The sequence below is a fragment of the Cupriavidus pauculus genome (assembly GCF_002858765.1).
GTDB lineage: Bacteria > Pseudomonadota > Gammaproteobacteria > Burkholderiales > Burkholderiaceae > Cupriavidus > Cupriavidus pauculus_B.
Genome location: NZ_PJRP01000002.1, coordinates 423,869 through 445,718, shown reverse-complemented (window position 1 = coordinate 445,718; position 21,850 = coordinate 423,869). Strand labels below are relative to the sequence as shown.

The 21,850-nt window shown below is 66.3% G+C and carries 19 protein-coding genes; 13 read left to right on the top strand and 6 right to left on the bottom strand.

Translation table 11 applies throughout. From position 1 onward, the window contains the following. Positions 1-8: 8 nt before the first annotated feature. On the top strand, positions 9-857 hold the full coding sequence (locus tag CYJ10_RS06895) for a SirB1 family protein (RefSeq protein ID WP_101680761.1): 849 nt from the start codon (positions 9-11) through the stop codon (positions 855-857). A 33-nt stretch (positions 858-890) separates the two neighbouring features. Here CYJ10_RS06895 and CYJ10_RS06890 read toward each other — a convergent pair whose 3' ends face one another. Continuing rightward, the gene (locus tag CYJ10_RS06890; protein ID WP_180862866.1) at positions 891-1,529 is read right to left on the bottom strand and encodes a VTT domain-containing protein; all 639 of its coding nucleotides are present in this window, start codon (positions 1,527-1,529) and stop codon (positions 891-893) included. 140 nt (positions 1,530-1,669) lie between these two features. Between CYJ10_RS06890 and mutL the strand changes: the two genes are divergently transcribed. The 3 genes from mutL to CYJ10_RS06875 are packed head-to-tail and all read left to right on the top strand — an operon-like array spanning position 1,670 to position 5,183. Continuing rightward, positions 1,670-3,655 carry a DNA mismatch repair endonuclease MutL gene (gene mutL, locus CYJ10_RS06885; protein ID WP_101680758.1) on the top strand — a complete coding sequence of 662 codons (1,986 nt, stop codon included), beginning with the start codon at positions 1,670-1,672 and terminating at the stop codon, positions 3,653-3,655. A 27-nt stretch (positions 3,656-3,682) separates the two neighbouring features. Further along, the gene (gene miaA / locus CYJ10_RS06880) at positions 3,683-4,636 is read left to right on the top strand and encodes a tRNA (adenosine(37)-N6)-dimethylallyltransferase MiaA (RefSeq protein WP_101681057.1); all 954 of its coding nucleotides are present in this window, start codon (positions 3,683-3,685) and stop codon (positions 4,634-4,636) included. 52 nt (positions 4,637-4,688) lie between these two features. Next, complete coding sequence (locus tag CYJ10_RS06875; protein WP_374703234.1) at positions 4,689-5,183, top strand: GNAT family N-acetyltransferase; 495 nt, start codon at positions 4,689-4,691, stop codon at positions 5,181-5,183. A gap of 201 nt (positions 5,184-5,384) precedes the next feature. On the opposite strand, the gene purM is transcribed toward CYJ10_RS06875, so the two are convergent. Further along, a complete protein-coding gene (gene purM / locus CYJ10_RS06870) occupies positions 5,385-6,437 on the bottom strand; it encodes a phosphoribosylformylglycinamidine cyclo-ligase (protein ID WP_101680756.1) in 1,053 nt (350 codons plus the stop codon). A 204-nt stretch (positions 6,438-6,641) separates the two neighbouring features. Here purM and CYJ10_RS06865 point away from each other — a divergent pair, with 204 nt between their 5' ends. The 7 genes from CYJ10_RS06865 to panB all read left to right on the top strand — a co-directional run bounded on the left by CYJ10_RS06865 (position 6,642) and on the right by panB (position 12,991). Continuing rightward, positions 6,642-7,712: an AI-2E family transporter gene (locus CYJ10_RS06865; protein ID WP_101680755.1), complete on the top strand. Its 1,071-nt coding sequence runs from the start codon at positions 6,642-6,644 to the stop codon at positions 7,710-7,712. 51 nt (positions 7,713-7,763) lie between these two features. Further along, positions 7,764-8,477: a DnaA regulatory inactivator Hda gene (hda, locus tag CYJ10_RS06860; RefSeq protein ID WP_101680754.1), complete on the top strand. Its 714-nt coding sequence runs from the start codon at positions 7,764-7,766 to the stop codon at positions 8,475-8,477. A gap of 104 nt (positions 8,478-8,581) precedes the next feature. After that, positions 8,582-9,256, top strand: coding sequence for a histidinol-phosphatase (locus CYJ10_RS06855; protein ID WP_101680753.1), 675 nt, complete (start codon positions 8,582-8,584; stop codon positions 9,254-9,256). Position 9,257: 1 nt separating this feature from the next. Then, positions 9,258-10,865 carry a polynucleotide adenylyltransferase PcnB gene (gene pcnB, locus CYJ10_RS06850; protein ID WP_101680752.1) on the top strand — a complete coding sequence of 536 codons (1,608 nt, stop codon included), beginning with the start codon at positions 9,258-9,260 and terminating at the stop codon, positions 10,863-10,865. A gap of 1 nt (position 10,866) precedes the next feature. Further along, positions 10,867-11,385, top strand: a complete 519-nt coding sequence (gene folK / locus CYJ10_RS06845) for a 2-amino-4-hydroxy-6-hydroxymethyldihydropteridine diphosphokinase (RefSeq protein WP_101680751.1) — start codon at positions 10,867-10,869, stop codon at positions 11,383-11,385. Between the two features lie 20 nt (positions 11,386-11,405). Beyond that, a complete protein-coding gene (locus tag CYJ10_RS06840; protein WP_101680750.1) occupies positions 11,406-12,047 on the top strand; it encodes a deoxynucleoside kinase in 642 nt (213 codons plus the stop codon). 122 nt (positions 12,048-12,169) lie between these two features. Further along, positions 12,170-12,991, top strand: coding sequence for a 3-methyl-2-oxobutanoate hydroxymethyltransferase (gene panB, locus CYJ10_RS06835; protein ID WP_101680749.1), 822 nt, complete (start codon positions 12,170-12,172; stop codon positions 12,989-12,991). A gap of 63 nt (positions 12,992-13,054) precedes the next feature. Here the strand turns inward: panB and CYJ10_RS06830 are convergent, their stop codons facing one another. From CYJ10_RS06830 to CYJ10_RS06810, 4 genes are all read right to left on the bottom strand, one after another. After that, positions 13,055-14,941 carry a chorismate-binding protein gene (locus tag CYJ10_RS06830; RefSeq protein WP_101680748.1) on the bottom strand — a complete coding sequence of 629 codons (1,887 nt, stop codon included), beginning with the start codon at positions 14,939-14,941 and terminating at the stop codon, positions 13,055-13,057. A 211-nt stretch (positions 14,942-15,152) separates the two neighbouring features. After that, positions 15,153-16,295: a molecular chaperone DnaJ gene (gene dnaJ, locus CYJ10_RS06820; RefSeq protein ID WP_101680747.1), complete on the bottom strand. Its 1,143-nt coding sequence runs from the start codon at positions 16,293-16,295 to the stop codon at positions 15,153-15,155. A gap of 176 nt (positions 16,296-16,471) precedes the next feature. Then, positions 16,472-18,418: a molecular chaperone DnaK gene (gene dnaK, locus CYJ10_RS06815; protein ID WP_101680745.1), complete on the bottom strand. Its 1,947-nt coding sequence runs from the start codon at positions 18,416-18,418 to the stop codon at positions 16,472-16,474. Between the two features lie 169 nt (positions 18,419-18,587). Beyond that, positions 18,588-19,142, bottom strand: coding sequence for a cob(I)yrinic acid a,c-diamide adenosyltransferase (locus CYJ10_RS06810; protein WP_101680744.1), 555 nt, complete (start codon positions 19,140-19,142; stop codon positions 18,588-18,590). A 194-nt stretch (positions 19,143-19,336) separates the two neighbouring features. Here CYJ10_RS06810 and CYJ10_RS06805 point away from each other — a divergent pair, with 194 nt between their 5' ends. After that, complete coding sequence (locus tag CYJ10_RS06805; RefSeq protein ID WP_101680743.1) at positions 19,337-20,755, top strand: FAD-binding oxidoreductase; 1,419 nt, start codon at positions 19,337-19,339, stop codon at positions 20,753-20,755. A 10-nt stretch (positions 20,756-20,765) separates the two neighbouring features. After that, positions 20,766-21,656: a LysR substrate-binding domain-containing protein gene (locus CYJ10_RS06800; protein WP_101680742.1), complete on the top strand. Its 891-nt coding sequence runs from the start codon at positions 20,766-20,768 to the stop codon at positions 21,654-21,656. Positions 21,657-21,850 lie beyond the last annotated feature (194 nt).

Genomic DNA, 21,850 nt, shown 5'->3' with positions numbered 1-21,850 from the left:
ACCGCCCCATGACCTCCACGAAAGTCCTGGATTACTTCGCCAGCCTCGTGGCCGACGACGACGCGATCCCGCTGACCGAGACCGCGCTCGCGATCGCCCAGGACGCCTATCCTGACCTTGACCTGCAGGCCGAACTGGCCGCCCTCGACGTGCTGGCGGTGCGTCTGAAGCGGCGGATCGCCGAAGGCACGCCTGCCATCCAGCGTCTGCGCCTGCTGAACCATTTCTTCTACCGGGACCTGGGTTTCGGACCCAACGCCAACGACTACTACGACCCGGACAATTCGTACCTGAACGTGGTGCTCAAGCAGCGCCGGGGTATTCCGATCTCACTGGCCGTGCTGTACATGGAGCTTGGCCAGCAGATCGGCCTGCCGCTGAAAGGTGTGTCGTTTCCCAACCATTTCCTGGTGCGCATGACGATTCCCGCCGGCGAAGTCGTGCTCGACCCGTTGACCGGCGAAACGCTGTCGAAGGAACAGTTGCAGGAGATGCTTGACCCGTTTCTGGAGCGCGAGGGCATCACGGGGTCGAATGAAGTGCCGCTGGGGCTGTTCCTGCAAGTGGCCGGCCATCGCGAGATCGTGGCGCGCCTGCTGCGCAACCTGAAGGCAATCTATCTGCAGGAATCGCGCTGGCAACGGCTGCTGGCAGTACAGAACCGGCTGGTGATCCTGCTGCCCGATTCGATCGAGGAAGTCCGCGATCGCGGCCTGGCCTACGCGAACCTGGAGTGCTTCCGGCCGGCGCTGGAAGACCTGGAGGCCTATGTCCAGGCGCGGCCCGATGCCGCCGACACCACGCAGATTCGCGACCGCATGCCGGCCTTGCGCATGATGAGCCGCAGCCTGAACTGACGTCCGGCCGCGGCGCTCGGCGTATTGCGCAGCTCAGCGGTCAGCCGGGGCGCGCGTGCGGCCCTTGCCGCGCACCAGCTTCCACAGGCCACCCAGCACGAGCGGTACCACCGCCGCGCCAATGCCCGCCAGCACGATCAGGTTCAGGTACTGCTTGATGAACGGCAGGTTGCCGAAGAAGTAGCCGGCGAACACCAGACCGAACACCCACGTGGCCGCCCCGATCACATTGAACAGCTGGAACCGCCCGAACGTCATCTGCGACACGCCCGCCACGAACGGCGCGAAGGTGCGCACGATCGGGATGAAGCGTGCCATCACCAGCGTCTTGCCGCCGTGGCGTTCATAGAAGTCGTGCGTCTTGCGCAGGGCTTGTTGGTCCAGGAAGCGCCAGTGCTGGTCGAATACCTTGGGCCCGATCCAGCTGCCCACGAAGTAGTTGACCGTGTTGCCCGTGATGGCGGCGACGAACAGCAGGCCCGCCAGCATCCACTCGTTCATGGCGCCAGCCGCGCACATGGCGCCGGCGATGAACAGCAGCGAGTCGCCCGGCAGGAACGGCAGCACCACCAGCCCGGTCTCGGCAAAGACGATGGCAAACAGGATGCCGTAGACCCAGACCCCATAGTCCAGGACGAACTGTCCCAGGAATTTGTCGACGTGGAGAACCATGTCGATCAGATGCAATACGGTATCCAAATTAGCCTCTCTCCAAAGAAGGCCCCCATCATACAAGAGCCATTACGACAATCCGTCACCTCTTGGCGGGGCTTGTGCCGAAAACGTGTCCGCCCGCACGTATAATCGCCCGCATGCCCGCCGACGCCGCCCTGCCTGAAGCCTCAAACCCCCTCCGCACCACCCAGCCTGGCCGCCCCATCCGTCCGTTGCCGGATCAACTGATCAGCCAGATTGCGGCTGGCGAAGTGGTGGAGCGGCCCGCTTCAGTGGTCAAGGAACTGCTCGAAAACGCGCTCGATGCCGGCACCACGCAACTTGGCATCCGGCTCGAGGAAGGCGGCGTGCGGCGTATTGTTATCACCGACAACGGCTGCGGCATTCCCGCCGACGAACTGCCCGTTGCGCTGATGCGCCACGCCACCAGCAAGATCGCCTCGCTCGACGAGCTGGAATCGGTCCTGACGCTCGGCTTCCGGGGCGAGGCTCTGGCGTCGATTGCCTCGGTCTCGCACCTGGTACTGACCAGCCGCACCGCCACCGCCGCGCACGCCACCCAGATCAGCGCCGACAACGGCCAGTTGCAGCCCGCATCGGGCGGCGTGGGCACGATGATCGATGTACAGCACCTGTACTTCAACACGCCAGCGCGTAGAAAGTTCCTTAAATCGGAGCAAACCGAGCTGGGCCACTGCCTGGAGATGATCCGGCGTGTGGCGCTGGCGCGGCCCGACGTCACGATCTCCGTCCACCACAACGGCAAGCCGCTGGAGCACTGGAATGCCGGCGACGTGGCCACGCGCACCGCGCAGGTGCTGGGGGGCGATTTCGCGCGGGCACGGCTGGCGCTGGACGAAGATGCCGATGCGCTGCACCTGTATGGCTTTGCGGGCCTGCCCACGGCGTCGCGCGGACGGCCCGACCAGCAGTACTTCTTCGTCAACGGGCGCTTCGTGCGCGACAAGCTGCTGAACCACGCAGTGCGCAGCGCCTACCAGGACGTGCTGCACGGCGACCGCTTTCCGTCGTACGTGCTGTGCCTGGACCTGCCGCCCGAACTGGTCGACGTCAACGTCCACCCGTCGAAGATCGAAGTGCGCTTCCGCGAATCGCGCGCCGTCCACCAGTTCGTCTATCACGCCGTACAGCGATGCCTGGCCCGGCAGGCCGGCGAACAGGGCGACAGCCTGCATTCCGATACCGACGACGGCGCGGGCCTGATGCCGATGCCGTCCGCGCGTCCGGCTGCGCCCGCGCCCGGGGTGCCTGGCGCCGCGCCGCAATGGATCAACTATTCGGCGGGCCGCCAGACCGAGCTGGGCATCGCGCAACCGCGCCAGGCCTATCTGGGCATGGTGCGCGACGCTACCTCGCCGGGGTCTGCAAATCCGGCATCGTGGCAGCCATCGTCGCGCCCGCCTGCGTGGCTGGCCGACGCCCAGGCCGTCCGTGCCGACGACCCGCCCAGCCTGCTGGACCGCCTGCCGCCGCGTGTATCGAACCTGTCCGAGGCGGATACCGCCGCCAGCGACGCCGACCATCCGCTGGGCTATGCCATCGCCCAGTTGCACGGCATCTACGTGCTGGCGCAGAACGCGCGCGGGCTGGTGCTGGTGGACATGCACGCGGCCCACGAGCGCATCCTGTACGAACAGATCAAGGACGGCCTGGCCGCGCGCCAGCTTGCCGTGCAGCCGCTGCTGATCCCGGTCACGCTGCCGGCCAATCCGGTGGAAATCGGCGCGGCCGAGGAGCACCAGGAAACCCTGCAACTGCTGGGCTTCGACATCGCGCCGATGTCGCCCACCACGCTGGCCGTGCGCGCCATTCCGGCGCTGCTCAAGCAGGCCGATGCCGAAGCGCTGGCGCGCGACGTGCTGCGCGACCTGCAGTCGTACGGCGGCTCGCGCGTGCTGGCCGAGCGCCAGAACGAACTGCTGGCCACGCTGGCCTGCCATAGCGCAGTGCGTGCCAATCGCAAGCTGACCGTCGAGGAAATGAACGCGCTGCTGCGTCAGATGGAACAGACCGAACGCGCCGACCAGTGCAATCACGGTCGTCCCACGTGGGTGCAGCTGACCGTGACCGAACTCGACCGCCTGTTCCTGCGCGGCCAGTAATCCCTGTTCCCTGTTGGCCGTTTGATGATGTCATCGCAGTTTTCCGACTTTCCGCCCATCGTCTGCCTGCTGGGGCCCACCGCGTCCGGCAAGACGGCTGCCGCGCTGGAGCTGGCCGCGCGCAAGCCGGTGGAGATCATCAGCCTCGATTCCGCGCTGATTTATCGCGAGATGGATATCGGCACGGCCAAGCCGACGCCGGCCGAACTGGCCAGCGTGCCGCACCACCTGATCGACATCATCGATCCGCTCGCCAGTTACTCGGCCGCGCAGTTCGTGACCGATGCCGAGCGGCTGATCGACGACATCCGCAAGCGCGGACGCACGCCGCTGATCGTCGGCGGGACCATGCTCTACTACAAGGCGCTGACGCAGGGCCTGAACGACCTGCCGCAGGCCGATGCCACGGTGCGCGCCGAACTCGATGCCCTGGCCGCCGAGCGCGGCTGGCCAGCGCTGCATGCGATGCTGGCCGAGGTCGATCCGGTCACGGCCGCGCGCCTGGCGCCCAACGATGCGCAGCGCATCCAGCGTGCGCTGGAGATTCACCGCCTGAGCGGCCAGCCGATGTCGACGCTGCTGGCGCGGCAGGCTGACGCGCGAACCTTCACCGGCGCGGCCGATGCGCGCTACCGGGTCATCGCGCTGGAGCCGTCGGATCGCGCCATGCTGCACACCCGTATTGCCGACCGTTTCGACGCGATGCTCGATGGCGGGCTGATCGACGAGGTGCAGCGGCTTCGCGCACGCGGCGACCTGCATCTGGGGCTGCCGTCGATGCGCTGCGTGGGCTACCGGCAGGTGTGGGAATTCCTCGATGGCGACTGCGATGCCGCCACCATGCGCGAGCGCGGCATTGCCGCCACGCGCCAGCTCTGCAAGCGGCAGTTGACGTGGCTGCGCAGCACGCCGGAGCGCATCTGCGTCGATGCCTTGGCGCCCGACTACGTCACGCAGGTGGCCCGCGCCGCGGACTGGTGATCGCGCGCCGGGTGACCGATAATCATCGCTTCCGTTTTTTAAGCGAATTGCGATGACCGCCTTCTCGATCCGCCCCGCCACGCCCGCCGACAGCGCCACGCTGTTCCGTCTGATCTCGGACCTGGCCGAATACGAAAAGCTGACGCATCTGGTGGAAGCCACGCCGCAGAAGCTTGGCGACGCGCTGTTCGGTGCCAAGCCCCATGCCGAAGCCGTGCTGGTGGAAGTCGACCAGGACGGCGCGAAGCAGGCCGTCGGCTTTGCCCTGTTCTTCCACAACTTCTCGACCTTCCTGGCCAAGCCCGGCCTGTACCTGGAAGACCTGTTCGTCGAGCCGGCCTGGCGCGGCCACGGGCTGGGCAAGGCCCTGCTCAAGCATCTGGCGGCACTGGCCGTGGAACGCGGCTGCGGCCGCTTCGAGTGGTCGGTGCTGGACTGGAACCAGCCGTCGATCGATTTCTACCAGGCGATGGGTGCCGACGTGATGCCGGACTGGCGGATCTGCCGCGTGACGGGCGACGCGCTGACCAAACTGGGCGCCGCGTAAGGCGGGCTTGGGATGCTCCGGCGATGCTGGAGGTGCTGAGTGCTGGAGGTGCTGGGGGTGCTCCCCTCTCCCGCCTGCGGGAGAGGGGTTGGGGGAGAGGGCAATGAGGTTCTGCTTGCTGATCAACGCAATGTGAACCGCTGAACCCTCTCCCCCGGCCCCTCTCCCGCGCAGCGGGAGAGGGGAGAAAACACAAACGGCTTAAACCACCACGGTCTGCGCCTGGCCTTCGGCGCGTTCCTGGATCTCGCCGATCTGCCATACGGCTTCACCGGCGGCCTGCAGGTGGCGGATGGCGCGTTCGGCGTCTTCCTTGGCCACGATCACGACCATGCCGATGCCGCAGTTGAACACGCGGTGCATTTCGGCGTCGGCCACGTTGCCCTGCGCCTGCAGCCACTGGAACAGCGGCGGCAGCGTCCAGGCATCGCGCTGGATCACGGCCGTCAGGTTGTCGGCCAGCACGCGCGGCACGTTCTCGGTCAGGCCACCGCCGGTGATGTGGGCCATGCCCTTGACCGGCAGCGTGTCGATCAGCGACAGCAGCGGCTTCACGTAGATGCGCGTCGGCGCCATGATGGCGTCCTGCAGGCGCTGGCCGTGGAAGTCGGCATTCAGGTCCGGCTTGGCCACTTCGATGATCTTGCGCACCAGCGAGTAACCGTTCGAGTGTGCACCCGAAGAGGCCAGGCCCAGTACCACGTCGCCCGGGTGGATCGTGGTGCCGTCGATGATCTTCTTCTTTTCCACGGCGCCGACCGCGAAACCGGCCAGGTCGTATTCGCCGTCCGGGTACATGCTCGGCATTTCGGCGGTTTCGCCGCCGATCAGCGCGCAGCCCGACAGTTCACAACCATGGGCGATGCCCTGGATCACGGTGGCGGCGGTGTCCACGTCCAGCTTGCCGCAGGCGAAATAGTCCAGGAAGAACAGCGGCTCGGCACCCTGCACCAGGATGTCGTTCACGCTCATGGCCACCAGATCCTGGCCCACGGTGTCGTGGCGGTTCAGCTGGAACGCCAGCTTGAGCTTGGTGCCCACGCCGTCGGTGCCAGACACCAGCACCGGCTCCTGGTACTTCTTCGACAGCTCGAACAGGGCGCCGAATCCGCCGATACCAGCCATCACGCCTTCGCGCATGGTGCGCTTGGCAAACGGCTTGATCCGGTCGATCAGGGCGTCGCCGGCGTCGATGTCAACACCGGCATCGCGGTAGGAAAGGCCTGCCTGGCCGGCGGTCGGGGATGCGCTCATGAGAACCTGCTTGTCTTGGATGAGGGTGAAGTGTGGAATCCGTCGCTTTTTCGCTGCGTCCCGGGCCGGGGGGCCAATCGGGCACGGAGCACGGACGCGAGTCCAGTAAAATCATGATTTTAACGGATACAGGCTCCCGGCGACCAGTGATCGCGGACGAATCCACCTGCCACACTGCCAACCCATGACGCGCCGGCCCCTCCGATGACCGCCCCCCTGCTTTCCCAAGACACCAAGCGCATCCTGCTGTGGATTGTTGTCGCCGCCGCCCTGTTCGCCGTGATTCTGGCGCTGGCGCCCGTGCTGACGCCGTTTCTGGTCGCCTTCATCTTCGCGTACATCCTCAATCCGGGCGTGGACTGGCTGCAACGCCGCCGGGTGCCCCGTTTTATCGGCGTGGCGCTGATGATCGGGCTGCTGGGCGTGATCCTGCTGCTGCTGGTGCTGCTGCTGATCGCCGTGCTGCAGCGCGAGATCCCGCAATTGCGCGAACAGGTGCCTATCCTGCTGCAAAAGCTCAACAGCGTGCTGGCGCCCAAGCTGGCCGAACTGGGCGTGCGGGTGCGATTCGACTTCCCCGGACTGCGCAGCATGCTGCAGAACCGCTTCGCGGCCAGCCCCGAGGACCTGATGCAGACCCTGTTCGACTACGTGCGGGTGTCGGGTTCGGCACTGATCGAGTTGGCCGGGCTACTGTTCATCGTGCCGATCCTCATGTTCTACCTGCTGATGGACTGGCATATGGTCATGCGGCGTATCGAGCGCCTGGTGCCGCGCCGCTGGGTGCCCAAGGTGCATGAGCTGTCCGCCGAGACCGACGCCCTGCTGTCCCAGTACCTGCGCGGGCAAATCCTGGTCATGGTGATCCTGGCTGCGATCTACTCGATCGGCCTGACCGTGGCCGGCTTCGACGTGGGCATTCCGGTGGGCATCTTTACCGGGCTGGCCGTGTTCATCCCGTATATCGGCTTTGGCATCGGATTGACGCTGGCGGTCGTGGCCGCGCTGCTGCAATTCGGCAACTGGTACGGGCTGGGCGCCGTGGCGGTGGTATACGGCATCGGCCAATTCGTGGAAAGCTTCTACCTGACACCGCGCCTGGTGGGCGAGCGTATTGGCCTGCACCCGCTGGTGGTGATCTTCGCGCTGCTGGCGTTCGGGCAGCTGTTCGGCTTCTTTGGCGTGCTGCTGGCTTTGCCAACCTGTGCGGTGCTACTGGTCGGCGCGCGTCAGCTGCGGCGCGTTTACCTGGCCAGCGACCTCTATCGGCACTAGGCCGGCACTAGGCATACTGCAGGCACGTATCGGGCAAGTAACGGATTCGTCATGTCATCGCGTCAAAGTCATAAGCAGCTGTCGCTGGAACTGGGCAGCCCGCCCCCGTCCACCTTCGACAATTTCTTCGTGTCGGCCAATCGCGAGCCGGTGCAGCGCCTGCGCGACCTGCCCGGCCTGGTGGCGCGCGAGCAGGCCAACGACCGCCTGTTCTACCTGTGGGGCGACATGGGTTCCGGCCGCACCCACCTGCTGCATGCCGTATGCGACACCGCGATCCACGCCGGCCTGAACTGCCGCTACCTGAGCCCGCACCACGCGCTGGCCGACTTCATGTTCGACCCGGCTTGCCAGATCTATACCGTCGACAACGTCGATCTGCTGGACGAAGCCCGCCAGATTGCCGTGTTTTCGCTCTATAACGAAGTGCGCGCCCATGTGCGCTGCGCGCTGGTGGTGGCGGGCGGTCTGGCGCCGCGCGCCATGCCGGTTCGTGAAGACCTGCGCACACGGCTGGGCTGGGGGCTGGTCTACCAGCTCCAGCCGCTGTCCGACGAAGACAAGATGGCCGCGCTGGTGCAGGCGGCCAAGGAGCGCGGGCTGCAGTTGTCGCCCGAAATCCCGCACTGGCTGGTCACGCGCCACTATCGCGACATGCCCAGCCTGATGGCGCTGCTTGACGCGCTGGACATGTACGCGCTGGAGCGCAAGCGCGCGGTGACCCTGCCGCTGCTGCGCGAAATGTTTGCCGAATTCCGGGAGTAACCGCCGGTTCCATTGGTTTCTCCGTGGGGCTGGCGAGACACCGCCCTGCTCCCCGCCCGGGCCCGGCCGACCGCTCGCGGCACCTTAATGTAAAATCGCGCCCCATGAATCTGGCACTGTTTGACCTCGACCACACCCTGATCCCGACCGATAGCGACCACGAATGGGGCCGCTTCCTGGTCCGCATGGGCGTCGTCGACGAGGAATCGTATCGTCGCAAGAACGACGAGTTCTATAGCCAATACAAGGCTGGGACGCTCAATATCCAGGAATTCCTGCGCTTCGCGCTGGCCCCGCTGGCGGCCAACCCGCGCGACCGCCTGGATCAATGGCGCGTGCGCTTCATGCACGAGGTCATCGAGCCGGTAATCACGCCGCAGGCGAAGGCCCTGGTGTACAAGCACCTGGAAGCCGGCGACCTGTGCGCGGTGGTGACGGCCACCAACAGCTTTGTCACGGCGCCGATCGCCCAGGCCTTCGGCATCAAGCACCTGATCGCCACCGACCCGGAAACGGTCGACGGCAAGGCCGAGAGCGCCTTCACCGGCGAAGTGGCTGGCGTGCCGAGCTTCCGCGAAGGCAAGATCACCCGCGTGGAAAGCTGGCTCAAGAGCCTGGGCGCCAAGTGGGACGACTTCGGCACCACCACGTTCTATAGCGATTCGGCCAACGACCTGCCGCTGCTCGAAAAGGTCAGCGAGCCGATCGCCGCCAATCCCGACGACCGCCTGCGTACCCACGCCGCGGCGGCTGGCTGGCGCATCATGGACCTGTTCTGACGTGATCAAGAAGCTCATCACCCGGCTGCTGGGCAAGCCGGGGCCGAAACAGCGCCGCACGGGCCGCGCCCATACCCCACGCGTGGTTGGCGTGGAAGAACACAAGATCGACCCAGCGCTGATCTCGCGCAACGCGGTCAAGGTCACGTCCACGCTGCAGCAGGCCGGCTACCAGGCCTTCATCGTGGGCGGCGCCGTGCGCGACCTGCTGCTCGGCATCAAGCCGAAGGATTTCGACGTGGCCACCAACGCCACGCCGGAGCAGGTGCAGGCGCTGTTCCGCCGCTCGCGCATCATTGGCCGCCGCTTCCAGATCGTGCACGTGACGTTCTACGGCGGGCGCGAGCAGGAGATCATCGAGGTCTCGACGTTCCGCGCGCTGGTGGATGCCGTGGCCAGCGAGACGCTGCCCGAAGGCCGCCGCCTGAAGCGGGCCGAACTCGACAGCAAGACGCACGCGATCGACGCCAGCGGCCGCGTGCTGCGCGACAACGTCTGGGGATCGCAGGCCGAGGATGCGGAGCGCCGCGACTTCACGATCAACGCGATGTACTACGATCCGGCCGCGCAGACCGTGCATGACTACCATCACGGCATGGAAGACATCCGCGCCCGCACGCTGCGCATGATCGGCGACCCGGTCACGCGCTACCGCGAAGACCCCGTCCGCATGCTGCGCGTGGTGCGCTTTGCCGCCAAGACCGGCTTCGGCATCGACGAGGAAACGCGTGTGCCGATCGCAGAACTGGCACCGCTGATCCACAACGTGCCCAGCGCGCGCCTGTTCGACGAAATGCTCAAGCTGCTGATGTCGGGCCACGCCTGGGCATCGCTGCAGGAACTGCGCAAGGCCGGCCTGCACAAGGGCCTGCTGCCGCTGCTGGATGTGGCGATCGAACAACCGATGGGCCAGCGCTTCGTACAACTGGCGCTCGACAACACCGACCGGCGCGTACAGGCCGGCAAGCCGGTATCGCCGGGTTTCCTGTTCGCGTCGCTGCTGTGGCACCACGTACTGCAGCGCTGGACCAAGCTGCGCGACGAAGGCGAGCATCCGATTGCCGCGCTGAACACGGCCATGGACATGGTGCTGGAAAAGCAGACCGGCCAACTGGCCATCCAGCGCCGCTTTGTCACCGACATGCGCGACATCTGGGGCATGCAGCCGCGCTTTGAAAAGCGCGTGGGCCGCATGCCGTACCGCCTGCTGGAATCGCCGCGCTTCCGCGCCGGCTACGACTTCCTGCAACTGCGTTGCGAGGCCGGCGAGCAGCCGGCCGAGGTGGGCCAGTGGTGGACCGACTTCCAGAACGCCCACCCCGACGAGCGCGAGGCGCTGATCGAATCGACCCGCCCAGCGCGCGGCAAGTCCGGCAAGGGCGCCAGGGGCGGTGCGGGTGAGAGCCACGACGGGGGCCAGGACGGTGGCCCGGAAGGCGCCGAGGACGGCACCGGCCACGACGGCGACGCGCCGGCGCGCAAACGGCGCCGCCGACGCGGTCCGCGGAAATCAGATACAGTGTCTTCCCGCAGCGAGGCGCAATCGACTGACGGGGCCGATGGAGGTCAGCCCGAGCCGGAAACGCGCCGCGCCCAGCCGGAGGAATAACATGACGCTTGCCTTCATCGGCATCGGCGCCAATCTTGGAGATGCGCGCCAGGCGTTGAAAGACGCCATCGTGTGCCTGGCCCAGCAGGTCGGCGTCACGGTCGTTGCGCGCTCGTCGTTCTACCGGACGGCCCCGGTCGACGCCACCGGCGACGATTACTTCAACGCCGTGGTCAAGATCGAAACGCCGTTCACGGCGTCGCAACTGCTGCGCATCTGCCACCATATCGAAGATCAGTTCGGCCGCGAGCGGCCGTTCCGCAACGCGCCGCGCACGCTGGACCTTGACCTGCTGCTGTTCGGCACCGATGCAATCAACACCGAGGCTCTGACCGTACCCCATCCGCGCATCACGGAACGCGCATTCGTGCTGGTTCCGCTGATCGAGCTGGACGCCACGCTGGACATTCCCGGCCGCGGCCGCGCGGCGGACTTCCTGCCCGGCGTGCAGGACCAGCGCATCGAGAAGCTTTCCACATGCAAGTGCACGCGCCTGCAGGAAGGCAACCCCCCATCCTGAGCGCGCAGCGCCCCTGACGCATGCTCGATCATCTGCGCCGCATCGTCGTTGAAGGCCCGGTGGGTTCGGGCAAATCCGCGCTGGCCCAACGCCTGGCGCAACACCTGCGGGCCGGCGAACTTCCCGACGGCGCACGCCACAATCCCTTCCTGGAACGTTTCTATCGCGAGCCGCAGCGTTACGCGCTGCCGATGCAGCTGGCTTGCCTGAACCAGCGCGCGACCCAGTTGCAGCAATGGCAGACGGCAATGCTTGCCGGCCATCGCATGATCACGAATTTCCTGCAGGCGCGCGACCGTCTCTATGCGTCGCTGACGCTGGAGACCGATGAACTGGCGCTCTACGACGCGCTGGCGGCGCGGCTGCAAGTGCCCGCACAACGCGCGGACCTGGTCATCATGCTGCAGGCCACGCCGTCGCTGCTGCGCGAACGCATTCTGCGACGTGGCCTGCCTGGCGAAACTGCTATCGACGAGGCGTACCTGCAACGGCTGCACGACGCCTACGGCGAACTGTTCCATCGCTACGACGACGCCCCGGTGCTGATCGTCGATACCGCCCACTTCAATCCGGTAGACAACGACGGCGATTTCCGTACACTACTGTCGCGCATCGAGAACATGCGGGGCCGCAAGGCCTTCCTGAATCTCGCTGCCCGCTGATCTGCTCCGAAGCCGCTGCAAAGACGCGCCTAAGGCCCCCGGCAGCACAACACGATAACGACAACGGCCGCCGCCGAAACTTGTTCGTGCGACACACGGCCGCCACTCCTACGGGCACTGCCATGAGTTACCTCCTCGACCCTTCCCGCAAGACCGTCACCGCGCCCAAACTCCAGGCCATGCGTGACGCCGGCGACAAGATCGCCATGCTGACCGCCTACGATTCCAGCTTCGCCGCGCTGCTCGACTACTGCGGCGTCGAGATGATCCTGGTGGGCGATTCGCTGGGCAATGTGATGCAGGGCCAGCAGACCACGCTGCCGGTGACGCTCGAGCACATGACGTATCACACCGAATGCGTGGCGCGCGGCAACCAGACCGCGCTGCTGGTGACGGACCTGCCGTTCGGCACGTATCCCACCCCTGAGAAAGCCTTTGAAAGCGCGGCCACGCTGATGCGCGCGGGCGCGCAGATGGTGAAGCTCGAAGGCGGCGAATGGCTGGCGCCCACCGTGAAATTCCTGGTCGAGCGCAGCATCCCGGTGTGCGCCCATATTGGCCTGACTCCGCAGTCGGTCCACGCGTTCGGCGGCTTCAAGGTACAAGGCAAGACCGAGGCCGGCGCCGCCCAACTGAAACGCGAAGCGCAAGCGCTGGAGCAAGCCGGCGCGCAGGTGATCCTGATGGAAGCCGTGCCCGCCAAGCTGGCTGGCGAGGTGACCGCGATGCTGAAGGTGCCGACCATCGGCATCGGCGCCGGCGTGGACTGCTCGGGCCAGGTGCTGGTGCTGCAGGACATGCTGAATATCTACCCGGGCCGCAAGGCCAAGTTCGTCCGCAACTTCATGGACGGCCAGACCTCGATCGAAGGCGCCGTGCGCGCCTACGTGGCCGCCGTGAAGAACGGCAGCTTCCCGGCGGTCGAGCACACGTTCTCGGCTTGATTCGACTCGTTTGCCGGATTGTTTGACTCCCCTCTCCCGCCTGCGGGGGAGGGGAGAAAACCATCAGGCCTCGGTACGCAGCCGTGCCGGCATCGCCCCCCGCAGCGCATTGGCGATGACGATCGCCTCGGCCCGCAGCACCATCTCGCGCGTCACCGTGGTCTCGGCCACCGGCCCGTCGACCAGCGCATCGCCCGCTTCCAGCACCACCGCGCGCATCACACCCGGCAGGATGTCGGCCGACAGCGGCGGCGTCAGCCACCGTCCATCAACCTTGACGAACACCGAACTGCGGCCGCCTTCGAGCAGTTCGTCGCGCGTATTGAAGAACAGGCAATCGAATGCCCCGGCACGCTCGGCGGCCTGCCAGCCCTGATCGAATGTGCTGCGCGCGCTGAGCTTGTGGCGGCGCAGTGGGTCGGCCACAGGCAATCGCAATTCCGCCAATTCGAGATCGACGATCGCGGCCGGCAGCGGCACCAGCGCCCCGCTGGCAAATGCGATGGCACCGCGCTTGTCGACGCTCATGCGCAACCGCCAGTCGCCATCACCCAGCCGCGCGGCCTCGGCCTGCAACGCCGCGCGCACCGCAGGCAGCTCGAACGCGAATCCGCAGGTTTTTGAAGATTTGGCGATGCGTGCGAGATGCCGTTCGCGATGCGGCACCACGCCGTCGTGCGCATGCAAGGTCTCGAACAGCGTGAAGCCCGGATCGTGCGCGGTGAGAAAACGGGCCTTCCAGCCGCATTCGGCAAATTCGTCGTCGGCCACGCTGTCGTGGACGATGCCGCCGCCCACCCCCATCTCGCCGCGCCGCAGACCGCCCGCGTCGGCGGCGGCCAGCACCAGCGTACGGATTGCCACGGACATGCCGAAGGCGCCCAGCACGGCGCCGTCGCGCGGCGCATCGAGCCAACCGATCGACCCTGTGTAAAGACCGCGTGGCGAGGATTCCAGCTCGGCGATGATCTGCATGGTGCGGCGCTTGGGCGCGCCCGTGATCGACCCGCACGGGAACAGCGCCTGCATCAGCCCGCCGAACGACGTGCCAGTCTGCGCCGTGGCGGTGACGGTCGACGTCATCTGCAGCACGCGGCCAAAGGGTTCGACCACAAAGCGATCGGGCACCGTCACGCTGCCTGGCACGGCAAGGCGTCCGAGGTCGTTGCGCAGCAGGTCGACAATCATCACGTTCTCGGCGCGATTCTTCGGGTCGGTGGCAAGGATTTTTGCCGATCGCGCGTCCACGTCCACCTCGCCGGTTCGCGGTGCCGTGCCTTTCATCGGGCGCGCCACCAGATGTCCGGCGCCATCGTGCGCCACGAACAATTCCGGTGACAGCGACAGCACCCACCCATCGCCGGGCAACCGTGCCAGCGCGCCGAACGGCACGGGCTGGGCGTCGCGCAGGGCGGCGTAGAAGGCCACCGGATCGCCGAAGGCCTGGAAACGCAGCCGCTGCGTGAAGTTGACCTGATAGGTATCGCCCGCCTCGATGTACGCATGGATGCGCGCGATGGCGTCGGTGTACTGCTGGCGCGACAGGTTGCCCGCCACGTCGAGCACGCCAGCCGGGCCGGGCCGGGCCTGGGCGTCCACCCACTGCTTCACCTGTCCGGCATCGAGCAGCGCCAGCGTGCGAAACCACAGCAGGCGCAAGGCGCCATCGTGAAACGGTAGCGGTTCGTCCAGACACGCGTCCAGATGGACCGGGGCGCCGACAAGGTGGCCGCCGAATTCGTACGGCGCAAACAGCGTGACGTGCAGGCCGTCGCGCCAGCCTTGCGCCAGCAGCGTGTCGAGCGCGACGGCATCGGTGCCGGCCGGTACGACGTCCTGGCGCACGAAGCCGGTGTACAGGCGCGATGCGGCAACGCCCGGCGCGTGGGCATCGTCGAGCAGGACGAAGGGGTCGGTGGGAGACATCAATTTGGCGAGCGTGGTCGGCATACGAACCGCTTGCCCTCTCCCCCAGCCCCTCTCCCGCTAGCGGGAGAGGGGAGAACACCACGGGCATATCGATCGCCAATGGCTTGCTCCCCTCTCCCGCGTGCGGGAGAGGGGTCGGGGGGAGAGGGCGAGCCGTTCCACACCAACGATACATAAAAAAACCGGCCACGTTGCTCACGTAGCCGGTTTCTGTTTCCAGCGGCGCAAAGGCTTAGCTGAAGAAGCTCTTCACCTTGTCCAGCCAGGATTGCTCCTGCGGGCTGTGGCGCGAGCCGCCCTCATGCACCGAGCGGTCGAACTGGCGCAGCAGTTCCTTCTGGGCGTCGGTCAGCTTGACCGGCGTTTCCACGTTCACATGCACGTAGAGGTCGCCGGGATAGCCCGAGCGCACGCCCTTGATGCCCTTGCCGCGCAGACGGAACGTCTTGCCGGCCTGCGTACCTTCGGGCACCGGGAAACTGGCCTTGCCGCCCAGCGTCGGCACTTCAAGCTCGCCGCCCAGCGCCGCCGTGGCGAACGAGATCGGCATCTGGCAGTGCAGGTCGTCGCCGTCACGCTCGAATACCTCGTGCGCCTTGATATGCACTTCCACGTACAGGTCGCCCGGCGGCCCGCCGTTGATGCCCGGCTCGCCGTTGCCCGACGAGCGGATGCGCATGCCTTCGTCGATCCCCGCGGGAATCTTCACCTCGAGCGTCTTCTGCGACTTCAGCTTGCCCTGGCCGTGGCACTTGGTGCAGGGCTTGGGGATGAACTTGCCGCTGCCGTGGCACTTCGGGCAGGTCTGTTGCATCGTGAAGAAGCCCTGCGACACGCGTACCTGGCCCACGCCGTTACAGGTCGGGCAGGTTTCCACCGACGACCCCGGCTCGGCGCCGTTGCCGTGGCAGTGATCGCAATCGTCCCAGTGCGGCACGCGGATCTGCGCCTCGTGGCCGTGCGCGGCCTGCTCCAGCGAAATCTCCATGCTGTAGCGCAGGTCGGCGCCACGGTAGGCCTGCGGGCCGTTGCCGCGCCGGCCGCCACCGCCGGCCTGCTGGCCGAAGATGTCGCCAAAGATGTCGCCGAACGCCTCGGCAAAGCCGCCGCCGCCAAACCCGCCCGCACCGAAGCCGCCGGCCATGTTCGGATCCACGCCCGCGTGGCCGTACTGGTCATAGGCCGCCTTTTTCTCGGGGTCGGAAAGCATCTCGTAGGCTTCCTTGACCTCCTTGAATTTTTCCTCGGCTTCCTTGTTGTCCGGATTACGGTCCGGGTGGTACTTCATCGCGAGCTTGCGATAAACCTTCTTGATCTCGTCTTCGGTCGCGTTCTTGCCTACCCCGAGCACTTCGTAGTAGTCACGTTTTGCCATGGTGGCTCAATACCTGATGGGCCCGGCGGGTCACGAAAACACCCGGCGGGCGATAAGCAAAAAAGCCGAGCGCGGTGTCCGACCACGGTTTGCACCCTGATCAGACTACCGTCGCCCGGCGTCGGGAACGGGCGGCGGCGGCGCCGGCATCACCCGCGCCGCCGCCCCCTTCCCGCTTACTTCTTGTCGTTCACTTCCTTGAACTCGGCGTCCACGACGTTGTCGTCCTGGGGCTGGGCCTGCTGCTGGCCGGCACCGGCCGCGCCTGCACCTGCCGCACCGGCTTCACCCGCCTTGGCCTGCATGTCGGCGTACACCTTCTCGCCCAGCTTCTGGCTGACTTCGGACAGCGCGTTGACCTTGGCATCGATCTCGGCCTTGTCGCCGCCGCGTGCGGCGTCTTCCAGTTCCTTGATCGCGGCTTCGATCTTTTCCTTCTCGCCGGCCTCGAGCTTGTCGCCATGCTCGGTCAGGGCCTTGCGGGTCGAGTGGATCAGCGCATCGGCCTGGTTGCGGGCATCAGCCAGCTCGCGGGCCTTCTTGTCTTCCTCGGCGTTGGCCTCGGCGTCCTTGACCATGCGTTGGATCTCGTCTTCCGACAGACCCGAGTTGGCCTTGATCGTGATGCGGTTTTCCTTGCCGGTGGCCTTGTCCTTGGCGCCCACGTGCAGAATGCCGTTGGCGTCGATATCGAACGAGACCTCGATCTGCGGCATGCCGCGCGGCGACGGCGGAATGCCTTCCAGGTTGAACTCGCCCAGCAGCTTGTTGCCGCTGGCCATCTCGCGCTCGCCCTGGAACACCTTGATCGTCACGGCCGGCTGGTTGTCGTCAGCGGTCGAGAACACCTGGGCGTGCTTGGTCGGGATGGTCGTGTTCTTCGAGATCATCTTGGTCATCACGCCACCCAGCGTCTCGATGCCCAGCGACAGCGGCGTCACGTCCAGCAGCAGCACGTCGGTACGGTCACCCGACAGCACCGAACCCTGGATGGCGGCACCCACGGCCACGGCTTCGTCCGGGTTCACGTCCTTGCGGGCTTCCTTGCCGAAGAACTCGCGCACCTGCTCCTGCACCTTGGGCATGCGGGTCATGCCGCCCACCAGGATCACGTCGTCGATGTCGCTGACCTTGACGCCGGCGTCCTTGATCGCGGTACGGCACGGTTCGATCGTGCGGGTGATCAGTTCTTCCACCAGCGCTTCGAGCTTGGCGCGCGTGATCTTCAGGTTCAAGTGCTTCGGACCCGAGGCATCGGCCGTGATGTACGGCAGGTTGATCTCGGTCTGCTGCGAGCTCGACAGTTCGATCTTGGCCTTTTCGGCGGCTTCCTTCAGGCGCTGCAGGGCCAGCACGTCCTTCGACAGGTCGACGCCCTGTTCCTTCTTGAACTCGCCGATGATGTAGTCGATGATGCGCTGGTCGAAGTCTTCGCCGCCCAGGAACGTGTCGCCGTTGGTCGACAGCACTTCAAACTGCTTCTCGCCATCCACGTCGGCGATTTCGATGATCGAGATGTCGAACGTGCCGCCACCCAGGTCATACACGGCGATCTTGCGATCGCCCTTCTCGTTCTTGTCCATGCCGAACGCGAGCGCCGCGGCGGTCGGTTCGTTGATGATGCGCTTGACGTCCAGACCGGCGATGCGGCCGGCGTCCTTGGTGGCCTGGCGCTGCGAGTCGTTGAAGTACGCCGGCACCGTGATCACGGCTTCGGTCACCGGCTCGCCCAGGTAGTCCTCGGCGGTCTTCTTCATCTTGCGCAGCACTTCGGCCGACACCTGCGGCGGGGCCAGCTTCTGGTCGCGCACGCCAACCCAGGCGTCGCCGTTGTCGGCCTTGACGATCGCGTACGGCATCAGGCCGATGTCCTTCTGGACTTCCTTCTCTTCAAACTTGCGGCCGATCAGGCGCTTCACGGCGTACAGCGTGTTGCGCGGGTTCGTGACGGCCTGGCGCTTGGCAGGGGCGCCCACCAGGATCTCGCCGTCTTCCATATAGGCGATGATCGACGGCGTGGTGCGCGTGCCTTCCGAGTTTTCGATGACTTTCGGCGTGTTGCCTTCCAGGACCGACACGCAGCTGTTGGTGGTACCCAGGTCGATACCGATGATCTTACCCATAATGTTCTCTCCTATTGCCCTGTCTCTCAGTCAGGGACTGCAATCTCGACTGAGAGCGAAATGTGGCCGTCCCGGGCCATTTCAAGGGTGTAATCTGCAATTCCGAGTAATTTTCTCGGTTTATCCGGCCGCATCGGCCAAATGTTCAAAAGTTATCTAAAGATAACATTCAGGATTGACGCTCGCGCTGCCACAGCACGTCGGTGCCGCCGCCCACGCGGTTCAGCACGCGGGCCAGCACGAACAACAGGTCCGAGAGCCGGTTCAGATACTGGCGCGGCGCCTCGTTGAGCGCTTCGGCGGCGCCCAGTTCCACCAGCGAACGCTCGGCGCGCCGGCACACGGTACGGCAGACGTGGGCTTGGGCGGCGGTGCGGCTGCCGCCCGGCAGGATGAATTCGGCCAGGCGCGGCAGGCTGGCGTTGTAGTGCGCCAGCCAGGTATCGAGTTGCGCCACCTGGGGTTCCTTCAGCAGCGTGTACCCGGGAATCGACAGCTCGCCGCCCAGGTCGAACAGGTCATGCTGGATATGAAGCAGCGCATCGCGCACATCGGCCGGCACCTCCGGCTCGGTCAGCAGCAGGCCGATGTGGGAATTCAGCTCGTCGACGTCGCCGATTGCGGCGATGCGCAGGCTGTTCTTGCCCACGCGGCTGCCGTCACCGAGGCCGGTGGTGCCGGCATCGCCGGTGCGCGTGGCAATCTTGGACAGGCGGTTTCCCATGCCGGTCTCCTTGTGTTCTAGGGTGGTTCCTTCTGAAGTGGCGCAATTATGGCCTGCTTCCGGTCCTGGATGGCCGTTTATCGGCCGACCGACGGCTCTTGCCCATCCATCAGGTGGCGCACACGGCGTAGGCGAGTCGTAGAATAGCGGCATTCCACTGCATACAGAGCCATACGGCCCGCCCGGAGACCCGCATGAACCACCCCACACCTGCCGCCGCCCTGGCGCGCCGTCCGTTCCCCTCCGCGCTGGCCGATGCCCTGACTTCCCGCTTCGGCGACCGGTTTTCCACCTCGAACGGCGTGCGCGAGCACCATGGCCGCGACGAATCGCCGTTTCCGCCCGCCCTGCCCGATGCCGTGGTGTTTGCCCACAGCACCGAGGAAGTGGCCGAGGTGGCCAAACTGTGCAACGCACATGGTGTGCCGCTGATCCCCTATGGCGCCGGTTCGTCGCTCGAAGGCCACCTGCTGGCCGTGGCCGGCGGGGTCAGCCTCGACCTGTCACAAATGAACCGCGTGCTGGCCGTCCACCCCGAAGACCTGACCGTCACCGTGCAGCCGGGCGTCACGCGCAAGCAGCTGAACCAGGAAATCAAGGACACGGGCCTGTTCTTCCCGATCGATCCGGGCGCGGACGCGTCGCTGGGCGGCATGTGCGCCACGCGCGCGTCGGGCACCAACGCCGTGCGCTACGGCACCATGCGCGAGAACGTGCTGGCCTTGACCGTGGTCACGGCGGATGGCCGCGTGATCCGCACCGGCACGCACGCGCGCAAGTCGTCGGCCGGCTACGACCTGACCCGCCTGTTCATCGGCAGCGAAGGCACGCTGGGCATCATCACCGAGGTCACGGTGCGCCTGTATCCGCAGCCCGAGGCCATTTCGGCGGCCGTGTGCGCGTTCCCGAGCATGGGCGACGCGGTACGCGCGACCATCCAGACCATCCAGCTGGGCGTGCCGGTGGCGCGCGTGGAATTCGTCGATGCGCTGGCCATCCGCGCCATCAACCGGCACGACAACCTGACGCTGCCCGAAACCCCGCACCTGTTCTTTGAATTCCACGGCACCGAGGCCGGCGTGCGCGAGCAGGCCGAAACCGTGCAGGAAATCGTGGCCGAGCACGGCGGCCAGGGCTTCGAGTGGGCCACCCGCCCCGAAGACCGCACGCGACTCTGGAATGCCCGCCACACGGCCTACTTTGCGATGCTGCAGCTCAAGCCCGGCTGCCGCGCGGTGACCACCGACGTCTGCGTGCCGATTTCGCGCCTGGCCGATTGCGTGACCGAGACCGAGCGCGACCTGAACGCCTCGTCGCTGCCCTGCCCGATCGTCGGCCACGTTGGCGACGGCAATTTCCACGTGGCGATCCTGGTCGATACCAGCAAGCCCGAGGAAATGGCCGAGGCCGAGGACATCAACCGCCGGATCGTGGAGCGCGCGCTGTCGATGGGCGGCACCTGCACCGGCGAACACGGCGTGGGCCTGCACAAGATCGGCTTCCTGGTGCAGGAGCACGGCGAGGATGCGCTGGACCTGATGCGCGCCATCAAGGACGCGCTGGACCCGAACCATATCCTGAACCCGGGCAAGATCTTCAGCGCCTCGCGCTGAGGCCGCAGCCATGGCATCGGTCTTTCAACGCGTTCCGCCGCTGCACCTGCTGATCGCCTTCGAGTCCGCGGCGCGCCTGGGCAGCTTTGCCCGCGCGGCCGAAGAACTCTCGGTCACGCCCAGCGCGGTCTCGCACCGCATCAAGAACCTGGAGGAGCTCTGGGGCGAGGATCTGTTCGTGCGCTCGAATGCCGCGCTGCGGCTCACGGCGGCCGGCACGCGCTACCAGCGCAACGTGCAGGATGCGCTGAAATCGCTCAACGAACTGGCCCGGCCCGAGTACAACAAGCTGCGCACGCGCCTGCGCGTGGCCATTCCGCCCACCTTCGGCCGCCAGCACCTGGTGCCGCGCCTGCCCGAGTTCAGCGCGCTGTATCCGCATATCGACCTGGAGCTGCACCTGGCCGTGCCGTTTCTGGATGTGAAGGCCGAGGATACCGACATCGAGATCCGCTACGGCACGGGCCGCTATCCGGACCTGAAGACCACGAAGCTGCTGGTAGAGCCGGTGTTCCCGGCCTGCGGCCGCGAATACTACGAGCGCGTGAACGGCTTTGCCATCACGAAGCCCGAGGACCTGCACAACCTGACGCTGCTGCGCAGCCCGTTGGAACCTTGGCGTCCGTGGTTCGAGACCGCGGGCCTGGACTGGCCGGAGCCGCAGACCGGCGCCCAGTTCAACGACATCGGCCTGATGCTGGAGGCCATCGTGTCGAACCAGGGCGTGGGCCTGGTGCGCCAGCGCATGGCGCGCCAGTGGCTGGCGGCCGGCCAGATGGTGAAGCTGCTGGACGTGGAATCGATCTCGCCGCACGGCTACTACATCGTGGAACGCGAGCAGGCGCCGCTGATGCCCGAGGCGCGCTACTTCATCGACTGGCTGCTCGGGCTGGACTGGTAGCGCCTGAGCCACTACGCTGGAAGCGTCCCCTGCCCGACGACGGTGTGCGCCGGTCAACCACCCCTGCCGCGCCGGCATGAACCATTTTGATCGGGTCGGCATGCGGAATTCACGTACCCGGGCGCCCGCCTGGCGAGGTGCCTGCGCTATAGTCTGCCGTCCCGGCCGCGTGCCTGCGAAGCAGCATGCGGCGC